We start from the raw sequence: 23,764 nt of genomic DNA, 5'->3' as shown, positions 1-23,764 counted from the left end.
AACCCCTAGCGCACCGCGGCCCGCGCCACACGCAGCAACCGCTGTACCTGGCGGTCCTGCGCATCGGCACGCGTCGCCAGCGCGATGCCGATACGCGCGGCCGGCTTCGGGCTCGACAGATTGAGAAAGCGCACGCGCCGATTGGTATGGCGTGCGGTCACGCCGGGCACCAGTGCCACGCCCAGCCCGCTTTCGACCAGGCTGACGATGGTCTGCACCTGCACCGCCTCCTGCGCGACGCGCGGCACGAAGCCGGCCTCCTGGCACAGCAGCATCGCGACGGCGCGCAGGCTCGGCACCTCGGCGCCGGAAAACATGATGAAGTCCTCGCCGGCGAGGGCCTGCAAGGCAATGGAACGGCCGCGCGCATGCGGGCTGTCGGCCGACACCGCGGCCACGAAGCCATCGTTCTCCAGCGGCGTCAGCACGAAGTCGCCGGTGCTCAGCACGGGGAAGCGCACCAGACCCGCGTCGAGCTGGCGGTTCTCCAGCCGCTGCAGGATCGCGGCCGTCGTCGATTCGTGCAGCACCAGCTCGATGCCGGGATGCGCGGCGCGAAACGCCGGGATCAGCTTCGGCAGCAACGCATAGGTGGCCGAGCCGATGAAGCCCATGCGCAGCGCGCCGCGTTCGCCATTGGCCGCGGCAGCGGCGGCCGCGCGCGCCTGCGCGGCATGGAACAGCGAGCGGCGCGCATCGTGCAGCGCGGCCTCGCCGGCCTGCGTCAGCCGCACGCCGCGGGAGGTGCGCTCGAACAGCGCCGTGCCCATGTCCTCCTCGAGCTTGCGGATCGATATCGACAAGGGCGGCTGCGCCATATGCAGCTGCTCGGCGGCGCGATGGAAGTTGCCGGTCTCGGCCAGCACCACGAACTGCTGCAGTTGACGCAGATCCATCGTGATATCTCCTCGATATCGCTTCTCAAAAAACTAATATTAGACCCGCCGTGCGCCCTGCCCTACCCTGCGGGCAAAACAACGAGACGGAGACAGGGCATGCTGCCTCTCGCAGGCATCCGCGTGGTGGACCTTTCCACCGTGGTGATGGGCCCATACGCCAGCCAGTGGCTGGCGGACCTGGGCGCGGAAGTGATCAAGATCGAGACGCCCGACGGCGATTCCACCCGGCACACCGGACCGGCCGCCGAGGACGGCATGGCCGCGATCTTTCTCGGGGTCAATCGCGGCAAGCGCAGCGTCGTGCTGGACCTGAAGCAGCCGGCGGCGCAGGCCGCGATGGAAAGGCTGCTCGCCACCGCGGACGTGCTGATGCACAGCATGCGGCCGCAGAAGCTGGCGGCGCTGGGCCTGGCGCCGGCGGACGTGATGGCGCGCCATCCGGCCATGGTCTATACCAGCCTGCTCGGTTTTGGCGAGGACGGCCCCTACGGCGGCAAGCCGGCCTACGACGACATCATCCAGGGCCTGGCCGGCAATGCGGCCCTGATGGCGGAGCAGACCGGCGACGCGCGTTATTTCCCGACCATCGCCGCGGACAAGACCTGCGGCCTGATCGCGGCGTTGTCCATCTGCGCCGCGCTGGCGGGACGCGGGCAACGCCGGCAGCGCGAGCAGCGCGGCACGCTCGTCGAGGTGCCGATGTTCGAATCGATGGCCGCCTTCAACCTGGTCGAGCATCTGTACGGCCTGCATTTCGATCCGCCGCGCGGCCCGGCCGGCTATCCGCGCGTGCTCGCGCCGCTGCGCCGGCCCTATCGCACCGCCGACGGCCACGTCTGCATGATGCCGTACACCGACGGGCACTGGCGCGACTTCTTCACGGCAGCGCAAAGGCCGGACCTGGCCGCCGATCCTCGCTTTGCCGGCATCGCCGCGCGCACGACGCATATCGAGGCGCTGTACGACATCACCGGCGAGATCGTGCGGCAGCAAACCACCGCGCACTGGCTCGGCGTCTGCGAAGCGCTGCAGATTCCGGTGGCGAAGGTCAATACCTTGTCCGAGCTGCCCGACGATCCGCATCTGCGGGCCACCGGGTTTTTCGCCTCGCTGCACGATCCCGCGATGGGCACGCTGCGCTTTCCCGGCGCGCCGGTGCGCTTCGACGGAGCGCGCACGCCGATCGGCATGCCGCCGCGGTTGGGCGAGCACACGGCCGCGGTACTGACCAGCGCCGGTGTCACGGCCGCCGAACTCGATGCGATGTTGACAAGCGGCGCGACCCGCTGCATGGCAATCCAGCCCGCCGGCGATGCCGCGGCCAATCCAGGTAACGAGATCCCCCATCAGGAGACGCGATGAACCACGACAACCTGCCCCGCCTCGGCCAGGGCTTCCATTGGCAAGACCTCGAGGAGGGACAGACTTTCCGCACCTTCCGCCGCACGGTCACCGAAACCGACCTCGTCAATTTCATCGGCGTCACCGGCATGCTGGAAGCGATCTTCATCGAGGATGGCTACGACGCCGGCGCGATTCGCGGGCGGCCGGTGCCCGGCGCGCTGACCTATGCGCTGATCGAAGGCTTCATCCTGCAGACGATGATCCAGGGCACTGGCCTGGCGATGCTGGAGCTGACGCAGAAGATCCACGGTCCGGTGGTGGTCGGCGACACGATCTGGGCGACGGTCAAGGTCACAGGCATCCGGCCGACCTCGAAGAGCGGGCGCGCCGTTGTCGATTCGCTGATCGAGGTCTACAACCAGCGCAACGAGAACGTGATGACCTATACCGCCCGGCGCCTGCTGGCCGGACGCTGATCCACCCCCACGAACAAAATCGACGCGGCCGGACGCCGCGCGGAGGAGACCACCATGCATGCCAAGCCCATCGCCGGCGCGCTCGCCGCCATGGCGACGACGATCGCGGCCATCACGTTCAGCGTCATCCCCGCCGCTGCACACGCGGCGGACAATGCGGCCAACCACGCGGCCGGCTTTCCCTCGCGGCCGATCAAGCTGGTGGTGCCGTTCCCGCCGGGCGGCCCGACCGACCTGGTGGCGCGCGTGATCGCCAAACAGATGTCCGACGAGCTCGGCCAGCAGGTACTGGTCGACAACCGCCCCGGCGCCAACGGCAATATCGGCGCGGAGCTGGTCGCCAAGGCGCCGGCCGATGGCTATACGGTGCTCTACAACACCTCGTCGATCGCCCTCAGCGCAACGCTCTACCGCAAGCTGAGCTACGACGGCCGCCGCGATTTCGCGCCGGTGGCGCTGACGGCCGCGGTGCCGCTGGTGATCGAGGTCAACGCGCAGGTGCCGGTCGGAAACCTGCAGGAATTCATCCAGTATGCGAAGGCCCAGCCCGACAAGCTGACCTACGGCTCGGCCGGCAATGGCAATGTCACGCATCTGGCCGCCTTCCTGTTCCTGCAGGCCAACGGCATCCGCGCGGTACACGCGCCCTACAAGGGCAGCGCGCCCGCGCTGACCGATCTGGCGGGCGGGCAGGTGCAGTTCATGGCCGACACCATCAACTCGTCGCTGCCCTTTATCCGCGACAGGAAATTGCGCGCGCTGGCGGTCACGAGCCTGAAGCGCAATGCCCAGCTGCCCGATGTGCCAACGGTGGCCGAGACCGTGATGCCGGGCTTCGAGGTGGCCGCCTGGCAGGGCATGATGGTCCCGGCGAAGACCCCGTCCGAGATCGTGCGCAAGCTCAACGCCGCCACCGTGAAGGCGCTGGCCGCGCCCGAAGTCCGCGCGAGCCTGGCGGCCCAGGGCGCCGAAGCGCGCGGCTCCACGCCGGAAGCCTATGGCAGCTATCTGGCCGCCGAGGTCGAGCGCTGGCGCAAGGTGATCCACGATTCCGGCGTGACGCTGGATTGAAGGGATCCGGCGATCCGGCGCCACGCCTGCGGCCCGCCTACTCGATCTTCGCCCCCGACGCCTTCACCACGCTCTGCCAGCGCGCATATTCCGACTGGATGAAGGCGCCATAGCGTTCCGGCGAGCCGCCGAGCGCATCCACGCCCTGCTCGGCCAGCACCTTGCGCACCGCCGGGTTGGCCAGCACCGCGTTGACCGCCTGGTTCAGCTTGCCGATCACCGCGGCCGGCGTCCTCGCCGGCGCGACCAGGCCCTGCCACGCGGTGGAAGCGTAGTCCGCCGACATCGCCTCGGCCACGGTCGGCACGTCCGGCAGCGTGGCCGTGCGCTGGCGCGAGGTCACGGCCAGCGCCTTGAGCCGGCCGTCGCGGATATACGGCAGCGCGGTATTGAGCGTGGTCATCATGAATTGCGTCTCGCCGGCCAGGAAGTCCACCAGTGCCGGCGCGGTGCCCTTGTACGGGACATGGGTCGCCTTGAGGTGGAACATCGTGTTGAACTGTGCCGACGACAGATGCTCGATCGCGCCGGTCCCTGACGAGCCGTAGTTCAATTGCCCCGGCCGGCTGCGGATCAGCTGCACCAGATCCTTCGGCGTCCTGGCCGGGACCGACGGATTGACCATCAGCACCAGCGGCATCTCGGCAGTCAGCGCCACCGGGGCGAAGTCCTTGACAGGGTCGTAGTTCACGTGCGCATAGACCCATGGCGCGATCGCGATCGACGAGGTGTTGTAGAGCAAGGTGTAGCCATCGGGCTGCGCCTTGGCCACGGCCTCGGCGGCAATGTTTCCGCCGGCACCGGGCCGGTTTTCGACGACGATCGGCTGGCCCAGCCTGTCGCCCAGCGCCTGGCCGATGACGCGCGCGACGATATCGGTCGGGCCGCCGGGCGGAAAGCCGATGATCATGCGGATCGGCCGGTTGGGATAGCCGTCCGCCTGCGTGGTGGACGCCGCGGCGGGCGCGGCGGTGCAGACGCCGGGCAGCAGCGTCGCCGCCAGGGCGAGCGCCGCCACGCCAGCGCGCAAGGCATGCTGGTTCATCGTTTGTCTCCGTGTCGTTGTTGGAAGTCGCCGCGGTTTCCGCGGTTCTTGCTTGTTTGGCGGTTATTGCGTCTTGCGCGCCCGCTACACCGTCACCGCCTACACCGTCGCCACCGGCGTGACCGGCGAACCGACCGCACCGGGCAGGTAGAGCGGCGGCGCCGTCAGCAGGAAGGCGGAGCGTCCGCGCGCCTGCAGCCAGTCGGCCAGCTCCGCGAGCCACCATAGCTCCGCCAGCGGCACGCCGAGCTTGAACAGGCAGTGCTGGTGCAGCGGCAGCGCCGGACGCTGGCCCAGCGTGGTTTCCAGCGCGGGCAGCCCTTCGACCGCATAGTTGTCCGCGCAGATCGCCGCCACGCCGCTGTCCGTGATCCATTGCAGCAGCGCGTCGTCGCGGCCATCCAGCACGCTGGCGGTGCGGTTCAGCACGTCGATATCGGGCTGGCGATTCATGCCGACCAGCACCTCGGTGAAGCCGGTGCGCAGCACCAGCATGTCGCCCGGCGCGATCGCGATGCCGTCGGCATCGAGCACGCGCATCAGGTCGTCGTAGCCGACATGGTGCCGCTCGAGCCCGAAATGCTTCTTCAGGTCGACCAGCACCGCGCGGCCCTGGATCGCCTTGCGCGCCATATTGGCGACGCTCAGCGCATGCGCGCCGTGCGGACCGGGGACATCGACATCGCCCTCGCCATCGCCATCGCCATCGGGCCCGTAGTCGCGCGGGCCGACCACGTGTTCGTTGGCGCGATAGCCGTTGTAGTAGACCTTCTCCCTGACGCCGTTGCCCATCACGTCGAAATACGCGCCCACATGGGCAAACGAGTCCCACTGCGTCGAGTACTGCAGCGCCAGCGTGACCTGGTCATCGCTGAGCACGTCGGTATTGCGCGCGTCCAGGCGCGCAAGCGGAAAGTTCAGGCACGGGCAACCGTCCTGCAGCGTCGGCGACAGCCGCGGCGGATGGCGGCGCGGATTGAGCACGGCGCCGCCCGGAAAATCCAGCGGCATGCTCAGGCAGAACGACAGGCCCTCGCGCACCTCCGCCATGCCCTGCCTGACCTTGTCCGGCGTCAGCAGGTTCAGCCGGCCCAGTTGATCGTCCTCGCCGAAGTCTCCCCATGTCGAGCCCTCGGGCCGGCGTTTCCATCGCGATGCCATCTGCTTGTCCCCCATGTCGTTGTCGTCGCGCGGCTCGCCGCATCGATCAGGCCGGCGCAAAGCGAAACCGCTTCCGAATTCTAGCCGCCGACCTTACAATGTCAACCGGCTGATTCACTATTCAATATACTGAAAGATTGGAGACCACCGTGATTTCACGTCTGCTGCGCATGGCGAGCGAACGCCCCGACGCCCCGTTCCTGTTGTTCGAAGACCAGCGCTGGACGTTCGGCGCCGTCGCGCAAGCGGCGCTGCGCGGCGCCGCCTGGCTCGAGACACTGGCGGTCCAGCCGGGCGACCGCGTCGTGGTGGCGATCGGCAACCGGCCGCTGTTCCTGTTCGCATGGTTCTCGCTGCTGGCGCGCGGAGCGGTGGCGGTACCGGTCAGCCACGAGATGTTCGGCGAGCCGCTGCGCTATATCGTCGGCCAGAGCGAATCCCGCCTGCTGCTGTGCGAGACAAGCGACCAGGCGCGCTTCGCCACCGAAACCGCCTCCTGCGGCATCGCGGTCCACGGCCTTGCCGGCGAAGACGCGTATCTCGCCGCAGTGGGTTCGCATGCGCCCGCGGCGCCGGCCGCAGCGAACGACGACGCGCCCGCCGCCATCCTGTACACCTCCGGCACGACGGGCCAGCCCAAGGGCGTGGTGATTCCCAATCGCTCGTACCTGGCCGCGGGCGAGAAGGTGGCGGAGGCGATCGGCATCACGCAGGACGACCGCATCATGACGTTCCTGCCGCTGCATCACGCCAATCCGCAGATGTATTCGGTGATGTCGGCGTTGACCACCGGCTGCAGCGTGGCGATCGTCGCGCGCTTCTCCGCGTCGAGATTCCTGGAACAGGCCGCGCATTACCGCGCCACCGGCTTCACCTATGTCGGCACGGTGCTCAGCATCCTGGCTCGGGAATGGACCGCACCGGTGCAGACCAGCCTGCGCTGGTGCGTCGGCGGCGGGGCGCCGCGCGCGGTATGGGAGCGCCTGAACGGCCTGCTGCCGGTACAGGTCCATGAGCTCTATGGCATGACGGAAACGGGCGGCCTCGTCACGATCAATGCGCGCTCGCGCTATCGCTTTGGCTCGGTTGGCGCGGCGCGCGACGATTTCGACGTGGTGGTGCTCGGCAACGATGGCCGCACGCTGGCACCGGGCCAGATCGGCGAGATCGCGGTGCGGCCGCGCGAGCCGCACGTGATGATGAGCGGCTATTTCCGCAAGCCGGCGGAGACGCTCGCCGCAATGGAGAATCTCTGGTTCCATACCGGCGACCTCGGCCGCTTCGACGCCGATGGCTTTCTCTACTTCGAGGGCCGCAAGAAGGAACTGATCCGCCGTGGCGGCGAGATGATCTCGCCCGTTGAGATCGAGCTGACCGCGCTCAAGTTCGCGCAGATTGCCGATTGCGCGGCGGTGGGCGTCGCCGACGAGATACTGGAGGAAGAGATCAAGCTGGTCGTGGTGCCGCGCGCCGCCTTCGATGCCGACGCGCTGCTCGCGCACCTGCGCGCCGCGCTGCCCCGCCATATGGTGCCGCGCTATCTCGAATTGGCGAGCGAAATCCCCAAGACGCCGACACAGAAGATCCAGCGCTTCCGCCTGGCCAGGAACTCCGCCGCGACGATCGACCTGAAGACCGCATCACAGGGCCACGGATCGCCTGGCTGAGCGGAACGATCCGCTATCATTCCGTTCAGCCGACTCGGCTCCCCATCCTCCTCGCCTATTCCGAAGCCCATGACCGTACCCGCCGCCGGCCGAACCCTGGACATCATCGAGACCTTCGCGCGCGAGCGCCGGCCGATGTCCGTGTCGATGCTCGCCAAGGCCACCGGCATGCCGCTGTCCAGCTGCCACGGCCTGGTCAAGACGCTGGAAGCGCGCGGCTACCTGATGGAAAGCAAGACCCAGGGCGGCTATTACATGACCCGGCTGCTCGGCCATCTGGCGCGCTCGATCGAGGAATTCGATCCGCTGCCCGACTGGATCGTGCCGGCGCTCGCCGAGATGCGCGACAAGTGCGAGGAAACGGTGGTGCTGGCCAAGCTGGTCGGCGCCACCGCGCAGTATGTCGAGGTCCTCGAGAGCGAGCAGAGCATCCGCTTCATCGTCCGTGTCGGCGATACGCGCCCCCTCTACGCCAGCGCGGTCGGCAAGGCGCTGCTCGGCACGATGCCCGACGACGAGCGCGACGCGATGATCGCCGGCATGCAGTTCGCCCGGCGCAGCAGGAAATCGATCTCCTCGCGCGCCGCGCTGCTCAAGGACCTGGAGGCGAGCCGCGCGCGCGGCTGGTATATGTCGAGCGGCGAGTATTTCGACGATGTCAGCGCGGTGGCCGACGCCATGCGCATCGGCAAGGAGTACTACGCCGTGGCGATTGCCGGCCCGTCGACACGGATCGAGCCGGCGCTGGACCGGCACGTGAAGCTGATCACCGCGTTCGCGCGCAACTGGCGCGCGTCGTTCGAAACGCGTGCCGCCTGAGGCGCGGGGGCCGCGGGCGTCTTTCCGGCCCGCGCCGCCCTCCGCGCAGCCCTCGCGCCACCCTCCGCGCCTCGCCTATTCCGCCGAAGCCGGTACCGCCTCCGGATTGCCCTCCAGATCCCTGCCCCGCGTTTCCGGCAGCATCAGCGCCGCGATCAGCACCAGCACATAGGCGCCCGCGGCAAAGGCGCCGATGGCGGCCGCGAGCCCGATCTTCTGGCTCAGGTGGCCGACCAGCGTCGGGAACAGCGCGCCGACCGCGCGCCCGAAGCTGTAGGCGAACCCCTGCCCGCTGGCGCGCACCGACGCCGGGAACAACTCCGTCAGGAACGCACCCAATCCGCTATAGATGCCCGAGGCGGCGAAGCCGAGCGGGAAGCCCAGCCACAGCATCAGGCTGTTGCTGATGTCGTACTGGCTGTAGAACCAGATCGACAGCCCGGACAGCACGGTGAAGACATAGAGATTGGCGCGCCGTCCCCACCAGTCGGTCAGATAGGCGCCGGCCAGGTAGCCGCAGAACGAGCCGACGATCACCACCATCAGATAGCCGCCGGTATCGAGTACCGATAGCTGGTACTTGGTCCGCAGCAGCGTCGGCAGCCAGATCGTGATCGCGTAGTAGCCGCCCTGCACGCCGGTGCACAGCAGCGAGGTCAGCAGCGTCGTGCGCAGCAGCCCGCGCGAGAAGATCCGATGGAACGGCACGGTCTCTCCGCGCGCGGCCGCGGCGGCGCGCGCGTTGGCCGAAACCTCGGGCTCGGGCACATGCTTGCGGATGTAGAACACCAGCAACGCCGGCAGGATGCCGATCCAGAACAGGATGCGCCACGCCATTTCCTCCGGCACGAAGGAATAGACGAGCGTGTAGGCGATCGCGGCAATGCCCCATCCGACCGCCCATGCGCTTTGCACCGTGCCGACCGCCTTGCCGCGATGCTTGCCGCGCACGATCTCCCCCATCAGCACCGAGCCGACAGCCCACTCGCCGCCGAAGCCGAGCCCCTGCAGCGCGCGCAGCACGAAGGCCTGCTCGAAGTTCTGGGCGAAGCCGAGCAGCAGCGTGCAGACCGAGAACCACAGGATGGTCCACTGCATCACGCGCACACGGCCATAGCGGTCCGCGAGGATGCCGGCCAGCCATCCGCCGACGGCGGACACCAGCAACGTCACCGTGCCGAGCATGCCGGCCTGCGTGCGGTCGATCTGCCAGATCGACATCAACGTGCCCAGCACGAAGGTGAACATCATGAAGTCCACGCCGTCCAGCGCCCAGCCGCCGAATGCCGCCACGAAGGTGCGGCGCTCGTCCTTCCTCAACTCGCGATACCACTTCATCGTTGTCTCCGCTGTCGATCTTCTTGTGCGCGCGCCGACCGGCCGTGCCGGCCGCCACGCTTGCACGGATTCTAGGGCGGGCTTCTATAATGTCAATATAGAGAATCATGTTTCAGCATACTGAAACACATCGACACCCTCATCGACGACGCGAAAGGAGACACAGATGCAGCAGACGGGCGGCAACGACAACAGGAAGACGCTGTGGCAGGACATGGTCGAACCGGACTTTCTCGACGACCTGCGCGCGCTGGTGGCGCAGCACATCGAGCCGAACGCGGCGTCGATCGACGCGCGCGATGTCTATCCGGTGGAGGAGATCCGCGCGCTGGCACGCGCTGGCTACAACAGCATCTTCCTGCCGCCGGCGTACGGCGGACGCGGCAGTTATCTGCATGCGCTGGCCGTGTTCGAGGAAGCCTCGTATGCCAGCGCGGCGGTCGGGATCAGCCTGATCACGATCCTGCAGGCGCAGACGATCCTCCACCTGTTCGGCAATGCGTCGCTGCAGCAGCGCTACCTGCCCCGCTTTGCCCAGGGATTGATTTCCGCCTACGCACTGACCGAGGCCAACCACGGCAGCGATATCCGCTCGCTGGACACCAAGGCGAAGCGGGTCGGCGACGAATGGGTGCTCGACGGCGAGAAGTCGTTCATCACCTCCGGTTCCGCCGCGGAGTTCTTCATCATCCTGGCCGAGACCGAACAGGGCGTCTCGGCGTTTGCCTTGCCCGGCGATACCAGGGGGCTGTCGACCTACGTCGGCGAGAATTCCGCGACCTTCGGCCTGCGCAACGGGCCGCACGTCAATCTGGTGCTGGACGGCTGCCGCCTGCCGCTGGACCACCTGATCGGCATCGAAGGCAAGGGCGTGCGCGCGGCGGTGACCACGCTGAACTACTCCCGGACGATGGCGGCTGGCATCAGCCTGGGCATCGCGCGCGCGGCCTTCGACCGGTCGCTGGCGCACGCCCGCCAGCGCAAGGTGTTCGACAGCACGGTGTTCGACAAGCAAGGCATCCAGTGGTACTTCGCGGACATGGTCGCGCGCATCGATGCGGCGCGGCTGCTGACCTATCGCGCGGCGCAGGCACTCGACACGGGCGGCGACGTGCCACGTCTCTCCAGCGAGGCCAAGCTGGTGGCGAGCGCGCTGGCGACCGAGGTGGCGAGCACGTCGATCCAGATCTGCGGCGCCTATGGCGTCATGGAGAACTCGCCGTACGGCCGCTATCTGCGCGATGCCAAGGCCTACGAGATCGCGGGCGGCGCATCGGAAATCCTGCGCAACACGATCGGCAAGGCGCTGCTCGAGTATTAGCGGCGTCTGACTGCGGCGGCTGACTGCGGCGGCTGACTCCGGGGAGTACGGCGCGAACACGGCGCGAACACGCCGCGATGCCGGGGTGCCGGGGGAGGAAGGAGGCGCGGAAGGGTAACGGAGAAGAACAATGAATTCACTGGCCACGCCGCCCGCTCCGCGATCGGAGCGGCCCGCGTGGCCAGCGAACCGGCTCAGGCATGGGTCAGCACGAATTGGCCGGCGGCCTTGTGCGAGTCCTCGCTGGCGCCATCATCGCGCGGGGCGCTACCGAGGCCGGCGAAGCGGCCGTGCGCCTGGGCGCGCAGCAGCGTCGGCGCGGGCAGGCAGGTGGCGAGCAGCACGGTGGCGGACACGCCGAGGGAAAACAGGCCAAGCGACAGCAGGGTCAACAGGGTGGTTTGCATCAGGACACTCCGATAAGACATCAATCAAGGAATGTCCAGTATATGGTGCAACGCACCAGAAGTAAATATTCTGTATGTGATATATCAAACAGCGCCCCTAGTCTGTCGCTCCTGTGCCACAGGCCGCGGTCAGCCGGTCTTCAGCGCCACATCGGGGCCCTCCTGCTCGGTGATGACGCGCCAGATGGCGGCGGCGTTCGGCTTCAGCGACCGCCCCTTGCGGCGCACCAGCACAACCTGCATGGCGGCATGCGGCCGCAGCGGCAGCAGCACCACGCCGGGCGGGACGCCGGCGGCGCGGGCGCGCGATGGGACGACGCCAAGCCCTTGCCGCCGCGCCACCATGCCCAGCACCGCGCAGAAATGGCCCAGGGGCCGATAGACCCGCGGCCGCACGTGATAGGCGGCCATGGCGCGTTCGATGGCGGCCAGCATGCCCGACTGGCGGTCGAGCCCGAACAGCTGCGCATCGTTCAGGTCGCCCCAGCCCAGCGCCTCGCGCGAGGCCAGCGGATGGCCGGTCGGCAGCACTGCATGGAAGGTCTCCTCGTACAGCGGCTCGAACTGCAGTTCGGCGCAAGGCTCCGGGTCGCTGACCACCGCGAAATCGACCTCGCCGCCGCGCACCGCATGCAGCGCCGCCTCGGGGGCGACATCGCGCAGCACGATATCGATGTCGGGCCACGCGCTCTGGCAGGCCTGCAGCCACGCCGGCGCCAGCATGGATGACAGCATCGGCCCTACCGCCAGCTGCACGCGCCCATGCGCCGGCCGCGCGCTGGAGTGCGTTTCGTGCAAGGTCTGTTCGACCTCGTCGATCAGATGGCAGATGCGTTCGGACAGCAGCGTGCCGGCCTCGGTCAGCTCGACCTGGCGCGTGGTGCGGTCGAACAGGCGCAGGTCGATTTCCTCTTCCAGCTCGCGCACGCTGCGGCTGACGGCGGATTGCGTCAGTCCGAGTTCGGCGGCGGCACGGGTGAAACTGCGATGCCGCGCGACGGCGGCGAAGGCCTTCAACTGCGGAAGCGAGACATTCATCGTGGTCTCCTCGTGCACCGCATGCCTCGTGGGCTTGCGGCCGCTGCCGGTGCCGCCGGCGAGGGGCCGGCGGGGCAGCGCTGTGCTTTTTATGTGCCACGGTCGTTCGGCGGGACTGCGGTACGGCCGGCTGCGCGAGCGCCGATGGGTCCTTCGATGCTAGTGCAAACGACTATCCACGACGCCTTAACTTTTTTATTAAGATCATTGACGACCATCTATGGATGGACGGCGCCGCCGGCACCATACCGCGCGCCACAGACACACGCCCATCCCGCGGCGTGCACCGGTGCAGCGGTGCCGCGATGCCGCGATGCCGCGATGCACTGCAGCGAAAACAATCCCGATCACGCGCCGCAGCAAGCGCCGCAGCGCGCGCAACGCCGACCGAACGAGGCCGCCATGAAAAACGCCACGCTGCGCCAGCTCAAGGTCTTCGAAACGGTGGCACGCCACCTGAGCTTTTCGCGCGCGGCCGAGGAATTGCACCTGACCCAGCCCGCCGTCTCCACGCAGGTCCGCCAGCTCGAGAACCACGTGGGCCTGCCGCTGTTCGAGCAGCTCGGCAAGAAGATCTACCTGACCCCCGCGGGCACCGAGATGCTGCACTACAGCCGCAGCATCATCCAGCAGTTCCGCGAGGCCGAGGACGCGATGGCGCAACTGAGCGGCATCGCGGGCGGCCGGCTCAATATCGCGGTAATCAGCGCGGGCGATTACTTCTTCCCCCGCGTGATCGCCGAATTCATGCGGCGCCATCCCGGCGTGACGCTGAACCTCGCGGTGCACAACCGCGAGGAGCTGCTGCACCAGCTCGCCGGCAACCTGACCGACCTGGCGGTGATGGTGCGGCCGCCGGCGGGCATGGACACCGTCAACGATTCGTTCGCGCCCCACCCCTATGTCATCGTCGCCGCGCCGGATCATCCGCTGGTCGGCAAACGCAACGTGCCGCTGTCCGCGCTGGCGGACGAGGCCTTCATCTGCCGCGAGAAGGGCTCGGACACCTGGAACTCGATGCAGGAAGGCTTCGCGGCGCGGCTGCAGAACCTGCGCATCACGATGGAGATCGAGAGTACCGAAACCATCAAGCAGGCCGTGATCGCCAATATGGGCATCGCCTTCCTGTCCGCCCACACGGTCGCGCTGGAACTGCGCACCGGCCATCTCGCGGTACTCGACGTGGAAGGCTTTCCGGTGATGCTGAACTGGTACGTGGTCCATCGCAAGAACAAGCGGCTGCCGCCGGTCGCGCTCGCGTTCAAGCATTTCCTGCTGAGCGAAGGCGCGGCGCAGATCGATCGCATCACCGCCGTCGACGGCCTGATTCGGGGCAAGGGCGCCGTCCGCTCCTGATCCTGCCCCGGGCTCCCGCGAGGCCCGGTCCGGCCCTGCCCTTGCGCTTGCATCGCCCGACCCATAAACAATGGCTTATGATTTTGCCGATCAACTTCAATTGTTGTTAATCGTTCGCGGCCCCTATGCTGCCTGCATGTCCCACCGCACCGGCAAAGGAGAGCGACCATGGAACAAGCGCAGATCGAACGGCAGAACGAGATTCCCGCCGCGGCCCCGGTACAACAGCAGCACCAGCAGCAGCCGTCGGTGCAGCAGCAGCTGGCCGCCTACAACTCGGCCTTCGTCGAGCTGGGGCTGCGCTTCCGCTGGGATGAGGCGATGTATGGCTGGCTGTGCGGCGTGGTCGAGTGCGAGCGCACCCGCATCGCGCACTACATCGAGACCTACCACGCGCATCTGCTGACGGCGTACGACGCGCCGTTCCTGAGCCAGCTGATCCTGGAAAAGAAGAACGCGTATCTGGAAGCGATGAGCCGGCGCGCGAGCTGAGCGCCGTCACGTCGTCCCCGCGCAGGCGGGAACCCAGCGTCTTCGAAAGCCACTGGGTCCCCCCGCTGCACGGGGACGACATGCTTGCTTTCTCCCCTTACTTCGCTCCCGACGAGCGCGCGCCTCGCACACCGGTCCGCGCGCCGATCGCGATCCCCGCTGCCGCCGCCGCGGCCAGCGCCAATCCCGCCAGCACCACCCACGGACCATGGCCGCCGGACAGCCAGGCGGCCGACATGGCCACGCCCAGGCCGCCGAGACAGCCGGCGTGCAGCGCGAACACGCCGGCGTGGCGGTAGCCGATCAGGCCGGCCAGCATCGACGCACCGGCGAGCAGATAAGCCAGTTCTTCCGGGTCCGTCATGGCAGGCCTCCATCGCGAGCGAGGCCGGCGGCGCGTTGCCGCGCGGGCTAGCCGCCGACCGGATTGATCAGCGCACCGATGCCTTCGATGCGCACTTCGACGACCGCGCCAGCCTTCATCGAGCCCACGCCGACCGAGGTGCCGCAGGCAATCACGTCGCCCGGCATCAGCGTCATGTCGCGCGACAGCCAGCTGACCACCTGCTCGGGCGTGAAGATCATGTCGTCGAGCGGATAGCGCTGGCGCTCGGCCCCATCGAGCCGCGTGACCACGCCGGCATCGCGCCAGTCGAAACCCGTGACGATGGCCGGGCCCAGGCAGCCGAAGGTGTCGAAGCCCTTGGCACGGCACCACTGCGGGAAATTCGGGTCTTCGGCGATCAGGTCGGCCGCGGTGACGTCGTTGACGACCGTATAGCCGAAGATGTGCGCCGACGCGTCGGCCACCGGCACATCGCGGCAGACACGCCCGATCACGATGCCGAGCTCGCCCTCGAACACGATCTTGCCGCCGTAGCCGGCCGGCCGCGCGATGGTGTCGCCGGGGCCCGCCAGCGAGGTGCCGGGCTTGATCAGGAACAGCGGATGCGCGGGCTCGGGCTTGCCCAGCTTCTGGGCCAGCGCGCGGAAGTTGTTCCACAGCGCGACGATCTTGGACGGCTCGCAGGGCGCAAGCAGCCGCACCTCGTTGCGCGGGAACGAAACGCCGGTCGGGTTCGGCGAGGCGTAGCCCGGGCCGTCGTATTCGAATACCCGCTCGCCGTCGAGCCGGCCCATCCGTGGCCGGCCATCGCCGGCGTCGAAGCGAATCCAGGTTTGCATGGGGTCTCCCGTGGCGCGGGTAAATGTTCAGTGCGGGCAGTGTCGGGGGGACGTGCCCTCTCCGCCGGCCCCTCTCCCGCAAGGCGGGAGAGGGGAGAAAACCGCGGGCCTCGGCAACGCTGTCGTCGCCCGCGTACCGAGCGCCCCTCTCTCTCGCGTGCGGCAGAGGGGTCGAGGGAGAGGGCCAGCGGCGCCTCCCAACGCCGCCGCCCTCTCCCTTCTACGCGCTCAGATCTTGCCCGCGCCGCGCGCCCACTTGTACTTCGCGCCGAGCACCGCGACCGGAATCTCGGTCGAGTACGCGTAGGCCGGCACCCCATGCTGGTACAGGTACTCGGCCGCTTCCTCGACCTGCACGTCGCCGGCCAGAGACGCCACGATCGGCTTCTCGATGCCCTTTGCCGCCATCTCCTCCTTGACCTCGACCACCAGCTTGGCGAACACCATCGGCGGCGTGATGATCGTGTGCCAGTAGCCGAGGATGATCGCGTGGATGCGCGGATCCTCCAGGCCCAGCTTGATCGTGTTCCGATAGGTGGTCGGCGGCTCGCCGCCGGTGATGTCGACCGGATTGCCGGCCGCGCCGAACGGCGGGATGAACTTGCGGAAGGCCGCGTCCAGGTCCTCCGGCATCGTCATCAGCGACAGCCCGTTGTCGACGCAGGCATCGGACAGCAGCACGCCCGAGCCGCCCGCGCCGGTGATGATCACCACGTTCTCGCCCTTCGGCGTCGGCAGCTTCGGAATGCCGCGCGCGAACTCGAGCAGGTCGCGCAGCGAGCGGGCGCGAATCACGCCGCATTGCTTGAAGACGTCCTCGTAGATGCGGTCGTCGCCGGCCAGCGCACCGGTATGCGAGCTGGCGGCACGCGCGCCCAGGCTGGTGCGGCCGGCCTTGAGCACCACCACCGGCTTGACCTTCGACACGCGCCGCGCCGCCTCGGCGAACGCGCGCCCGTCCTTCAGGTCCTCGCAATGCTGCGCGATGATCTCGGTCTCGTCGTCCTGCTCGAAGAAGGTCAGCAGATCGTCTTCGTCGATGTCGGACTTGTTGCCCAGGCCAACGATGGCCGATACGCCCATCCTGGCCGAGCGCGAGAAGCCGATGATGGCCATGCCGATGCCGCCCGACTGCGAGGACAGCGCGGCCTTGCCCTTGACGTCATAAGGCGTGCAAAACGTCGCGCACAGATTCTTCGGCGTGTAGTAGAAGCCGTAGATGTTCGGCCCCATCAGCCGGATGTTGTGCTTGCGCGCGATCGCGACGATCTCCTCCTGCCCTTCGACGTTGCCGGTCTCGGCAAACCCCGACGGAATCAGCACGGCGCCGGGAATGCCCTTCCGGCCGACCTCCTCCAGCGCCTGCGCCACCAGCTTGGCGGGGATCGCGAACACCGCCACGTCGATCTCGCCGGGCACGTCGAGCACGCTCTTGTACGCGGTCATGCCCATGATCTCTTCGGCCTTCGGGTGGATCGGATAGATCTTGCCCTGGTAGCCGCCATTGATCAGGTTCTTCATCACCGAGTTGCCGATCTTGCCGTCCTCGGACGAGGCGCCTATCACCGCGACCGTGTCGGGCCGCATGATGCGGTTCATCTGCGCGACGATCTGCTCCTGCGTCGGGCGATAGCGCTGCGGCTGCGGCGCATGGTCCAGCACGATGCGCACGTCGGCCGCGATCGCGCCGTTGGGGCTGGCGAACACCGGGTTCAGGTCCAGCTCGGCGATTTCGGGGAAGTCGGTCACCAGCTGCGACACGCGCTGGATCATGCTGGCCAGCGCCGCGCGATCGACCGGCTCTGCGCCGCGCACGCCCTTGAGCACCTGCGCGGCGGCAATGCCGTCGAGCATGCCGAACGCATCCTGCTCGCTCGCCGGCGCCATGCGGAAGGTGATGTCCTTGAGCACCTCGACCAGCACGCCGCCGAGACCGAAGGCCACCAGCTTGCCGAACGACGGATCGGTGACCGCGCCGATGATGACCTCCTGGCCGCCGCCGATCATCTTCTGCACCTGCACGCCGACGATGTCCGCCTTGGCGTTGTAGCGCTTCGCGTTGTCCAGGATGGTCTGGTAGCCCTGCTCGACCTTGCGCGCGTCGTCCAGGCCGACCAGCACGCCGCCGGCCTCGGTCTTGTGCAGGATGTCGGGGGAGACGATCTTCATCACCACCGGAAAGCCGATGCGGCCGGCGAGCTCAACCGCTTCGGCCGCGGACTTCGCCAGCCCTTCGCCCGGCACGGCAATGCCATAGGCATCGCAGACCAGCTTGCCTTCGGGCGCGGTCAGCGCGGTGCGTCCCTGTTCCTTGGCGGTGGCGAGAATATTGCGCACCGCGTCCTTGTCATACGCCATGTCAGACCTCCATCGGGTCATGGTTGCAGCGGAGTTTGCGAACGAAGGGCGGCGCCGGGCCGCCCGGGGCAAGGCGGCGTCAGACCGCGCCGGCCGCGCGCAGCGCCTCGATCTGCGCGGGCGTGCGGCCCAGCCATTCGAGTATCTCGGTGGTGTGCTCGCCCAGCAGCGGCGAGCGATCGACCTGGACCGGCGATTCCGACAGGTTGATCGGGCAGCCGAGCTGCACGTAGCGGCCGCGCTGCGGATGATCGACCTCGACCAGATAGCCGCGCTCGTACAGCGAGCGGTCCTCGATCAGGTCCTTCATCGACAGGATCGGGCCGCACGGCACATCGACCTCGTTGAGCGCTTCCATGACCTCGAACTTGGTGCGCGTGCGCGTCCATTTCTCGATGATCGAGAAGCATTCGGGCAGGCATTTGAGGCGCGCCTCGGGCGTGGCGAACTGCGGATGCGAGATCAGGTCCTCGCGCCCGCACAGCCGCATCAGCGGTTCCCATCCCTGCGGTTGCACGATCACGTAGACGTAGTCGTTGGCCCCGCCCGGCGCGCAGCGCAGCGCCGCGCCCGGCTGCCCGCCGCCCGAGGCGTTGCCCGCGCGCGGCACGTAGTCGCCGAATTCCTTGTTTGGGTATTCGCGCAGCGCGCCGGCCGCCAGGCGCTGCTGGTCGCGCAGCTTGACGCGGCACAGGTTCAGCACGGCGTCCTGCATCGCCACCTCGACGCGCTGGCCCTTGCCGGTGTGCTCGCGCTGCAGCAGCGCGGCCAGGATGCCGATCACGCAATGCACGCCGGTGCCCGAGTCGCCGATCTGCGCGCCGGTCACCGTCGGCGGCCCTTCCTCGAAGCCGGTGGTCGAGGCGGAGCCGCCCATGCACTGCGCGACGTTCTCGTAGGCCTTGCAGTCGGCGTACGGGCCGGGGCCGAAGCCCTTGATCGAGGCGTAGATCAGGCGCGGATTGAGCGCGCGCAGCCGGTCCCAGTCGAAGCCCGCGCGATCGAGCACGCCCGGGCCGAAGTTCTCGACCAGCACGTCGCAGCGCTCGACCAGGTCCTCCAGCAACGCCTTGCCTTCCGGCGTCTTCATGTTCAGCGTCAGGCTGCGCTTGTTGGAGTTCAGCATCGTGAAATAGAGGCTGTCCGCGTTGGGCACATCGCGCAGCTGGCTGCGCGTGATGTCGCCCCGGCCGGGCAGTTCGACCTTGATCACGTCCGCTCCCAGCCACGCCATCAGCTGCGTGGCCGACGGCCCCGCCTGCACGTGCGTCATGTCCAGGATGCGTACTCCTTCCAATGCCTTGCTCATGGCGTCGTCTCCTCGCCTCTATGGTGTGATCGTGGGTTGCACGGGAGCCGGCCGGCGCGGTCGGTGCACGGGGGCGTGCCACGGCGTGCTGGCGCGCGCGAGGGCGTGCGCCGCCCGCCGGATGCGCGGGCCTTGCAGGGGCCTGCGCATCCGGTGCCGCGCGCCGCGAGCGCGCCGCCGGTCCGCCGGCAGCCGGCTACTTGTACATGGTCTGGTTCTTGGTGCCCGGGGCGTATTCGCGCGGATCGACCCAGATATTGATCACCGCGGACTTGCCGGTGCGCGCGATCGATTCCCGCCCGCGCTGCAGCGCGCCGGCGATCTGCGCGGGATCGCGCACCTCCTCGCCGTAGCCGCCCAGCATCTGCGCGAACTGGCTGAACGGCACGTCGGACAGCAGGTTGCCGACGTTGCCGCGCGACTCGCCGTACTTGGCCAGCTGCCCGTAGCGGATCTGGTTCATCGCCGAGTTGTTGCCGATCACGGCCAGATACGGCACGCCGAAGCGGTTGGCGCTCTCCATGTCGAAGGCCGTCATGCCGAAGGAGCCGTCGCCGTAGTAGCACAGCACCTCCTTGCCCGGATTGGCCAGGCCCGCCGCGATGGCAAAGCCGGTGCCGACGCCGAGCGAGCCGAGCGCGCCCGGGTCCATCCACTGGCCCGGATTGCGCGGCCGCACCGCCTGCGCGGAGATCGTGACCACGTCGCCGCCGTCGCCGATATAGATGGTGTCCTCGCCGAGGAAGGCGTTCAGCTCATGGGCGACGCGATACGGATGGATCGGCGTGCTGTCCGACAGGAACAGCGGCATCAGCTTCTGCGTGGCCACGCCTTCGGCCTCGGTCAGGTCCGCCATCCATTTGCGGCGCGCCTGGCGCTTGTCCTGCTTGATGCGGCCGCTGGCGGCCTGCAGCACCGCGCCGAGAATCGCGCCGGGATCGCCGACCAGGCCCAGGTCGATCTCGCGGTTCTTGCCGACGGTGCGGTAGTCCATGTCGATCTGCACCAGCGTCAGCTCCTTGCTGATGCGCTTGCCGTAGCCCATGCGGAAGTCGAACGGCGTGCCGACGATCACCAGCACGTCTGCATTGGCGAAGGCCTGCGAGCGGGTACGGTCGAAGTGATGCGGATCGCCCGGCGGCAGCAGCCCGCGGCTCGCGCCGTTGAAATAGCCCGGGATATCGAGCCCGCGCAGCAGCGCGATCGCTTCCTCATGACCGCGCGCGGTCCACACCTGCTGGCCGAACAGGATGGCCGGACGCTCGGCATTGACCAGGATGTCGGCGAGCTTCTCGATGTCGCGCGGATCGCCGATCGACTTCGTCGAGGCGCGATAGTGGCCGGGGCGCGGCACCACCGCGCGGGCGACGTCGACCTCGCGATCCAGCACGTCGCGCGGAATCTCCAGATAGGCGGGTCCGGGCGCGCCGTTGAAGCATTCGCGCGCGGCCATCGAGATCATGTCTGCGACGCGCTCGGTGCTCGGCACGGTGGCGGCGAACTTGGTGATCGGCGCCATCATGTCGACGTGCGGCAGGTCCTGCAGCGAGCCCATCTTGTGCTGGGTCAGCGCGCCCTGCCCGCCGATATGCAGCACCGGGCTTTCGGAGCGGAAGGCGGTGGCGATGCCGGTGACGGCGTTGGTGCAGCCCGGACCGGCGGTGGTCACCACGCAGCCGAGCTTGCCGGTCTGGCGCGCATAGCCGTCCGCCGCATGCGCGGCGACCTGTTCGTGACGCACGTCGATGATGCGGATCCCCTCGTCGACGCAGCCATCGTAGATGTCGATGATATGGCCGCCGCAGAGCGTGAAGATGGTATCGACCCCTTCGTTCTTCAGCGCCCGCGCGACCAGATGGCCGCCCGACACGATGCCGGCATCCCGGCTCTTCTGCTTCAGGGTGTCATCGGCCGTCGTCGATTCCGGCCGCAGCGATACGACTGCAGACATGTGTTGGTCTCCTCGTTGGACTCCGGGCGGGCCGTTTGCATGGGCACGCACCGCTTCACCTTCTTCTTTCGGCAGGGCTGCCGGCTTGCGACGCGAATCGATCGTTTCGGGCGATCTTGATGACATACCGTATGTGATATATCAAAGGTCGACAAGGAGAAAATGTGGGAGAGGCGCAGAATTTCGACGACGCATCGCAGCAAAACAGTCGTTTTCATGCCTATAAATTCGGCCAACTCCTATAAACGCTTGCGCTTAGTGGCGGCGCGCATCAATTCCGACGCGATCGTGATCGTGTACCGCTGCCGGCCAATAATTCGCCTTGTTGCGCATTGATATATTACATACCATATCCACGCAGGCTTCCGGCGCAATGCCGCCCCCTCCTGTCAGCCACCACAACGACGTATCCAAACCAGTGAGGAGACAGTGAACATTCACGAATATCAGGCCAAGGAGCTGCTGCGGCGCTACGACGTCGCCGTGCCGCGGGGCGCGGTTGCGTTCACGCCGGACGAGGCAGCCAACGCGGCGCGCACGCTCGGGGGCCCGCTCTGGGTCGTCAAATCGCAGATCCATGCCGGCGGCCGCGGCGCCGGACGCTTCCAGAACGATCCCGGCGGCAAGGGCGGGGTGCGCGTGGCGCGTTCGCTCGAGGCGGTGCGCGAGGAAGCCGGCAAGATGCTCGGCGCGGTGCTGGTCACGAAGCAGACCGGCGCGGCCGGCCGCGAGGTGCGGCGCCTCTATGTCGAGGAAGGCTGCGACATCGCGCGCGAGCTCTATTTCGGCATGCTGATCGACCGCGCAACCTCGCGCATCACGCTGATGGCATCGACCGAAGGCGGCATGGACATCGAGGAGGTGGCCGCGCACACGCCGGAGAAGATCCTGAAGCTGGCGATCGATCCGGCCACCGGCATCCAGTCCTTCCACGCACGGCGCCTGGCCTTCGGGCTCGGCCTGCGCGGCAAGCAGATCGGCGAGGCCACGCGGCTGTTCCTGGCGGCCTATCGCGCCTTCACCGAGCTGGACGCCTCGATCGTCGAGATCAATCCGCTGGTGGTCACGCACAGCGGCCACGTGATGGCGCTGGACGCCAAGTTCAACTTCGACGACAACGCGCTGTTCCGCCATCCCGATATCGAGGCGATGCGCGACGAGGCCGAGGAAGACCCGGCCGAGACCGAGGCCGCGCGCCATGCGCTGAACTACGTCAAGCTCGACGGCAATATCGGCTGCATGGTCAATGGCGCCGGCCTGGCGATGGCGACGATGGACATCATCCAGCTGCATGGCGGCAAGCCGGCCAACTTCCTCGACGTCGGCGGCGGCGCGACGCGCGAGCGCGTGGCGACGGCGTTCCGTCTGATCCTGGCCGACCGCAATGTCGAAGGGATTCTCGTCAATATCTTCGGCGGCATCATGCGCTGCGACGTGATCGCCGAGGGCGTGGTCGCGGCCGCGCGCGAGGTCGACCTGACCGTGCCGCTGGTGGTGCGGCTCGAAGGCACCAACGTCGAACTGGGCAAGGCCATCCTGCGGGATTCGGGATTGCCGATCGTCTCGGCGGACGACCTCGCCGACGCCGCGACCAAGGTCGTCGCGGCCACGAGGAACACCAAGCGGGGAGGACATTGAGATGGCCGTGCTGATCGACAACAACACCAGGGTGCTGTGTCAGGGCCTGACCGGCGCGCAGGGCAGCTTCCATACCGAACAGGCGCTGGCCTACGGCACCAGGATGGTCGGCGGCGTGACGCCCGGCAAAGGCGGCGAGACCCACCTCGGCCTGCCGGTGTTCGACACCGTCGCCGAGGCGGCCGAGCGCACCGGCGCGCAGGCCTCCGTGATCTACGTGCCGCCGCCCTTCGCGGCCGACGCGATCCTCGAAGCGGCCGACGCCGGCCTCGAGCTGGTGGTCTGCATCACCGAGGGCATCCCGGTGCTGGACATGGTGCGCGTCAAGCGCGCGCTGGCCGGCTCGCGCACGCGCCTGGTCGGTCCGAACTGTCCGGGCGTGATCACGCCGGGGCAATGCAAGATCGGCATCATGCCCGGCCATATCCATCGGCCCGGCAGGATCGGCGTGGTGTCGCGCTCCGGCACGCTGACCTATGAAGCGGTGGCGCAGACCAGCGCGGCCGGTCTGGGGCAGTCGACCTGCATCGGCATCGGCGGCGATCCGGTCAACGGCACCAACTTCATCGATTGCCTGCGGCTGTTCCTCGAGGACGACGACACCGAGGGCATCATCATGATCGGCGAGATCGGCGGTTCGGCGGAGGAGGAAGCCGCGCAGTTCCTGCGCGACAGCGGCAGCGACAAGCCGGTGGTCGGCTTTATCGCCGGCACCACCGCGCCGCCGGGCCGGCGCATGGGCCATGCCGGCGCCATCATCTCGGGCGGCAGCGGTACCGCCGATGCCAAGATCGAGGCGATGCGCGCGGCCGGCATCCACGTATCGCGCTCGCCGGCCGAACTGGGGCAGACGATGGCGAAAGCGCTGGGGGTGTAGCACCGTAGCCTG

At 68.0% G+C, this 23,764-nt stretch carries 21 protein-coding genes; 10 read left to right on the top strand and 11 right to left on the bottom strand.

The genetic code is table 11. The annotated features are described in order from the left end of the window. Nucleotides 1–5: 5 nt before the first annotated feature. A complete protein-coding gene (locus KZ686_RS22370) occupies nucleotides 6–896 on the bottom strand; it encodes a LysR family transcriptional regulator (RefSeq protein WP_265633717.1) in 891 nt (296 codons plus the stop codon). 99 nt (nucleotides 897–995) lie between these two features. On the opposite strand from KZ686_RS22370, the gene KZ686_RS22365 reads away from it, so the two are divergent. From KZ686_RS22365 to KZ686_RS22355, 3 genes are read left to right on the top strand one after another with little or no spacing between them, the layout of a single operon-like run. Continuing rightward, nucleotides 996–2,261 (top strand): CaiB/BaiF CoA transferase family protein, encoded by a 1,266-nt coding sequence (locus KZ686_RS22365; protein WP_265633716.1) that lies wholly within the window; start codon nucleotides 996–998, stop codon nucleotides 2,259–2,261. Next, a complete protein-coding gene (locus KZ686_RS22360; RefSeq protein WP_226106075.1) occupies nucleotides 2,258–2,719 on the top strand; it encodes a MaoC family dehydratase in 462 nt (153 codons plus the stop codon). Before KZ686_RS22365 ends, KZ686_RS22360 begins: the two co-directional genes overlap by 4 nt. Before the next feature lie 54 nt (nucleotides 2,720–2,773). Then, nucleotides 2,774–3,790 (top strand): tripartite tricarboxylate transporter substrate binding protein, encoded by a 1,017-nt coding sequence (locus KZ686_RS22355; RefSeq protein WP_265633715.1) that lies wholly within the window; start codon nucleotides 2,774–2,776, stop codon nucleotides 3,788–3,790. A 37-nt stretch (nucleotides 3,791–3,827) separates the two neighbouring features. Here the strand turns inward: KZ686_RS22355 and KZ686_RS22350 are convergent, their stop codons facing one another. Together KZ686_RS22350 and KZ686_RS22345 are read right to left on the bottom strand one after the other, a co-directional pair. Further along, nucleotides 3,828–4,835, bottom strand: coding sequence for a tripartite tricarboxylate transporter substrate binding protein (locus KZ686_RS22350; protein WP_226106077.1), 1,008 nt, complete (start codon nucleotides 4,833–4,835; stop codon nucleotides 3,828–3,830). Nucleotides 4,836–4,934: 99 nt separating this feature from the next. Continuing rightward, complete coding sequence (locus KZ686_RS22345) at nucleotides 4,935–5,996, bottom strand: cyclase family protein (RefSeq protein ID WP_265633714.1); 1,062 nt, start codon at nucleotides 5,994–5,996, stop codon at nucleotides 4,935–4,937. A 149-nt stretch (nucleotides 5,997–6,145) separates the two neighbouring features. Here KZ686_RS22345 and KZ686_RS22340 point away from each other — a divergent pair, with 149 nt between their 5' ends. Both KZ686_RS22340 and KZ686_RS22335 read left to right on the top strand, forming a co-directional pair. Next, nucleotides 6,146–7,663 (top strand): class I adenylate-forming enzyme family protein, encoded by a 1,518-nt coding sequence (locus KZ686_RS22340; protein WP_265633713.1) that lies wholly within the window; start codon nucleotides 6,146–6,148, stop codon nucleotides 7,661–7,663. Nucleotides 7,664–7,732: 69 nt separating this feature from the next. Continuing rightward, the gene (locus tag KZ686_RS22335; RefSeq protein WP_226106080.1) at nucleotides 7,733–8,482 is read left to right on the top strand and encodes an IclR family transcriptional regulator; all 750 of its coding nucleotides are present in this window, start codon (nucleotides 7,733–7,735) and stop codon (nucleotides 8,480–8,482) included. 75 nt (nucleotides 8,483–8,557) lie between these two features. Here the strand turns inward: KZ686_RS22335 and KZ686_RS22330 are convergent, their stop codons facing one another. Next, nucleotides 8,558–9,820 (bottom strand): MFS transporter, encoded by a 1,263-nt coding sequence (locus KZ686_RS22330; RefSeq protein WP_226106081.1) that lies wholly within the window; start codon nucleotides 9,818–9,820, stop codon nucleotides 8,558–8,560. A 166-nt stretch (nucleotides 9,821–9,986) separates the two neighbouring features. Here KZ686_RS22330 and KZ686_RS22325 point away from each other — a divergent pair, with 166 nt between their 5' ends. Beyond that, nucleotides 9,987–11,141 carry an acyl-CoA dehydrogenase family protein gene (locus KZ686_RS22325; protein ID WP_226106083.1) on the top strand — a complete coding sequence of 385 codons (1,155 nt, stop codon included), beginning with the start codon at nucleotides 9,987–9,989 and terminating at the stop codon, nucleotides 11,139–11,141. Between the two features lie 194 nt (nucleotides 11,142–11,335). On the opposite strand, the gene KZ686_RS22320 is transcribed toward KZ686_RS22325, so the two are convergent. Together KZ686_RS22320 and KZ686_RS22315 are read right to left on the bottom strand one after the other, a co-directional pair. Then, nucleotides 11,336–11,548 (bottom strand): hypothetical protein, encoded by a 213-nt coding sequence (locus KZ686_RS22320; RefSeq protein WP_149316229.1) that lies wholly within the window; start codon nucleotides 11,546–11,548, stop codon nucleotides 11,336–11,338. Nucleotides 11,549–11,677: 129 nt separating this feature from the next. Beyond that, nucleotides 11,678–12,586: a LysR family transcriptional regulator gene (locus KZ686_RS22315; RefSeq protein ID WP_150082525.1), complete on the bottom strand. Its 909-nt coding sequence runs from the start codon at nucleotides 12,584–12,586 to the stop codon at nucleotides 11,678–11,680. A gap of 402 nt (nucleotides 12,587–12,988) precedes the next feature. Between KZ686_RS22315 and KZ686_RS22310 the strand changes: the two genes are divergently transcribed. Together KZ686_RS22310 and KZ686_RS22305 are read left to right on the top strand one after the other, a co-directional pair. After that, nucleotides 12,989–13,942 carry a LysR family transcriptional regulator gene (locus KZ686_RS22310; protein WP_265633712.1) on the top strand — a complete coding sequence of 318 codons (954 nt, stop codon included), beginning with the start codon at nucleotides 12,989–12,991 and terminating at the stop codon, nucleotides 13,940–13,942. Nucleotides 13,943–14,110: 168 nt separating this feature from the next. Beyond that, nucleotides 14,111–14,434, top strand: coding sequence for a LysR family transcriptional regulator (locus tag KZ686_RS22305; protein WP_187829068.1), 324 nt, complete (start codon nucleotides 14,111–14,113; stop codon nucleotides 14,432–14,434). A gap of 97 nt (nucleotides 14,435–14,531) precedes the next feature. Here KZ686_RS22305 and KZ686_RS22300 read toward each other — a convergent pair whose 3' ends face one another. The 5 genes from KZ686_RS22300 to KZ686_RS22280 all read right to left on the bottom strand — a co-directional run bounded on the left by KZ686_RS22300 (nucleotide 14,532) and on the right by KZ686_RS22280 (nucleotide 21,237). Then, nucleotides 14,532–14,798 carry a hypothetical protein gene (locus KZ686_RS22300; RefSeq protein ID WP_265633711.1) on the bottom strand — a complete coding sequence of 89 codons (267 nt, stop codon included), beginning with the start codon at nucleotides 14,796–14,798 and terminating at the stop codon, nucleotides 14,532–14,534. A gap of 47 nt (nucleotides 14,799–14,845) precedes the next feature. Further along, entirely contained in the window at nucleotides 14,846–15,619 is a 774-nt protein-coding gene (locus tag KZ686_RS22295) for a fumarylacetoacetate hydrolase family protein (RefSeq protein ID WP_265633710.1), read from the bottom strand. A 228-nt stretch (nucleotides 15,620–15,847) separates the two neighbouring features. Next, entirely contained in the window at nucleotides 15,848–17,977 is a 2,130-nt protein-coding gene (locus tag KZ686_RS22290; protein WP_265633709.1) for an acetate--CoA ligase family protein, read from the bottom strand. A 79-nt stretch (nucleotides 17,978–18,056) separates the two neighbouring features. Then, nucleotides 18,057–19,286, bottom strand: coding sequence for a formyl-CoA transferase (gene frc / locus KZ686_RS22285; protein ID WP_149316235.1), 1,230 nt, complete (start codon nucleotides 19,284–19,286; stop codon nucleotides 18,057–18,059). Nucleotides 19,287–19,482: 196 nt separating this feature from the next. Further along, nucleotides 19,483–21,237, bottom strand: a complete 1,755-nt coding sequence (locus tag KZ686_RS22280; protein ID WP_226106087.1) for a thiamine pyrophosphate-binding protein — start codon at nucleotides 21,235–21,237, stop codon at nucleotides 19,483–19,485. Nucleotides 21,238–21,666: 429 nt separating this feature from the next. Between KZ686_RS22280 and sucC the strand changes: the two genes are divergently transcribed. Next, nucleotides 21,667–22,875 carry an ADP-forming succinate--CoA ligase subunit beta gene (sucC, locus tag KZ686_RS22275; protein WP_265633708.1) on the top strand — a complete coding sequence of 403 codons (1,209 nt, stop codon included), beginning with the start codon at nucleotides 21,667–21,669 and terminating at the stop codon, nucleotides 22,873–22,875. 1 nt (nucleotide 22,876) lies between these two features. Further along, complete coding sequence (gene sucD, locus KZ686_RS22270) at nucleotides 22,877–23,752, top strand: succinate--CoA ligase subunit alpha (RefSeq protein ID WP_265633707.1); 876 nt, start codon at nucleotides 22,877–22,879, stop codon at nucleotides 23,750–23,752. Nucleotides 23,753–23,764 lie beyond the last annotated feature (12 nt).

The sequence above is a fragment of the Cupriavidus cauae genome (assembly GCF_026210475.1).
Lineage (GTDB): Bacteria > Pseudomonadota > Gammaproteobacteria > Burkholderiales > Burkholderiaceae > Cupriavidus > Cupriavidus cauae.
This window is presented reverse-complemented; position numbering and strand designations above follow the sequence as displayed.

Coding starts and splice junctions, on each gene's coding strand:
- KZ686_RS22370 (WP_265633717.1), bottom strand. CDS start 896: ATGGATCTGCGTCAACTGCAGCAGTTCGTGGTGCTGGCCGAGACCGGC.
- KZ686_RS22365 (WP_265633716.1), top strand. CDS start 996: ATGCTGCCTCTCGCAGGCATCCGCGTGGTGGACCTTTCCACCGTGGTG.
- KZ686_RS22360 (WP_226106075.1), top strand. CDS start 2,258: ATGAACCACGACAACCTGCCCCGCCTCGGCCAGGGCTTCCATTGGCAA.
- KZ686_RS22355 (WP_265633715.1), top strand. CDS start 2,774: ATGCATGCCAAGCCCATCGCCGGCGCGCTCGCCGCCATGGCGACGACG.
- KZ686_RS22350 (WP_226106077.1), bottom strand. CDS start 4,835: ATGAACCAGCATGCCTTGCGCGCTGGCGTGGCGGCGCTCGCCCTGGCG.
- KZ686_RS22345 (WP_265633714.1), bottom strand. CDS start 5,996: ATGGCATCGCGATGGAAACGCCGGCCCGAGGGCTCGACATGGGGAGAC.
- KZ686_RS22335 (WP_226106080.1), top strand. CDS start 7,733: ATGACCGTACCCGCCGCCGGCCGAACCCTGGACATCATCGAGACCTTC.
- KZ686_RS22330 (WP_226106081.1), bottom strand. CDS start 9,820: ATGAAGTGGTATCGCGAGTTGAGGAAGGACGAGCGCCGCACCTTCGTG.
- KZ686_RS22325 (WP_226106083.1), top strand. CDS start 9,987: ATGCAGCAGACGGGCGGCAACGACAACAGGAAGACGCTGTGGCAGGAC.
- KZ686_RS22320 (WP_149316229.1), bottom strand. CDS start 11,548: ATGCAAACCACCCTGTTGACCCTGCTGTCGCTTGGCCTGTTTTCCCTC.
- KZ686_RS22315 (WP_150082525.1), bottom strand. CDS start 12,586: ATGAATGTCTCGCTTCCGCAGTTGAAGGCCTTCGCCGCCGTCGCGCGG.
- KZ686_RS22310 (WP_265633712.1), top strand. CDS start 12,989: ATGAAAAACGCCACGCTGCGCCAGCTCAAGGTCTTCGAAACGGTGGCA.
- KZ686_RS22305 (WP_187829068.1), top strand. CDS start 14,111: ATGGAACAAGCGCAGATCGAACGGCAGAACGAGATTCCCGCCGCGGCC.
- KZ686_RS22300 (WP_265633711.1), bottom strand. CDS start 14,798: ATGACGGACCCGGAAGAACTGGCTTATCTGCTCGCCGGTGCGTCGATG.
- KZ686_RS22295 (WP_265633710.1), bottom strand. CDS start 15,619: ATGCAAACCTGGATTCGCTTCGACGCCGGCGATGGCCGGCCACGGATG.
- KZ686_RS22290 (WP_265633709.1), bottom strand. CDS start 17,977: ATGGCGTATGACAAGGACGCGGTGCGCAATATTCTCGCCACCGCCAAG.
- frc (WP_149316235.1), bottom strand. CDS start 19,286: ATGAGCAAGGCATTGGAAGGAGTACGCATCCTGGACATGACGCACGTG.
- KZ686_RS22280 (WP_226106087.1), bottom strand. CDS start 21,237: ATGTCTGCAGTCGTATCGCTGCGGCCGGAATCGACGACGGCCGATGAC.
- sucD (WP_265633707.1), top strand. CDS start 22,877: ATGGCCGTGCTGATCGACAACAACACCAGGGTGCTGTGTCAGGGCCTG.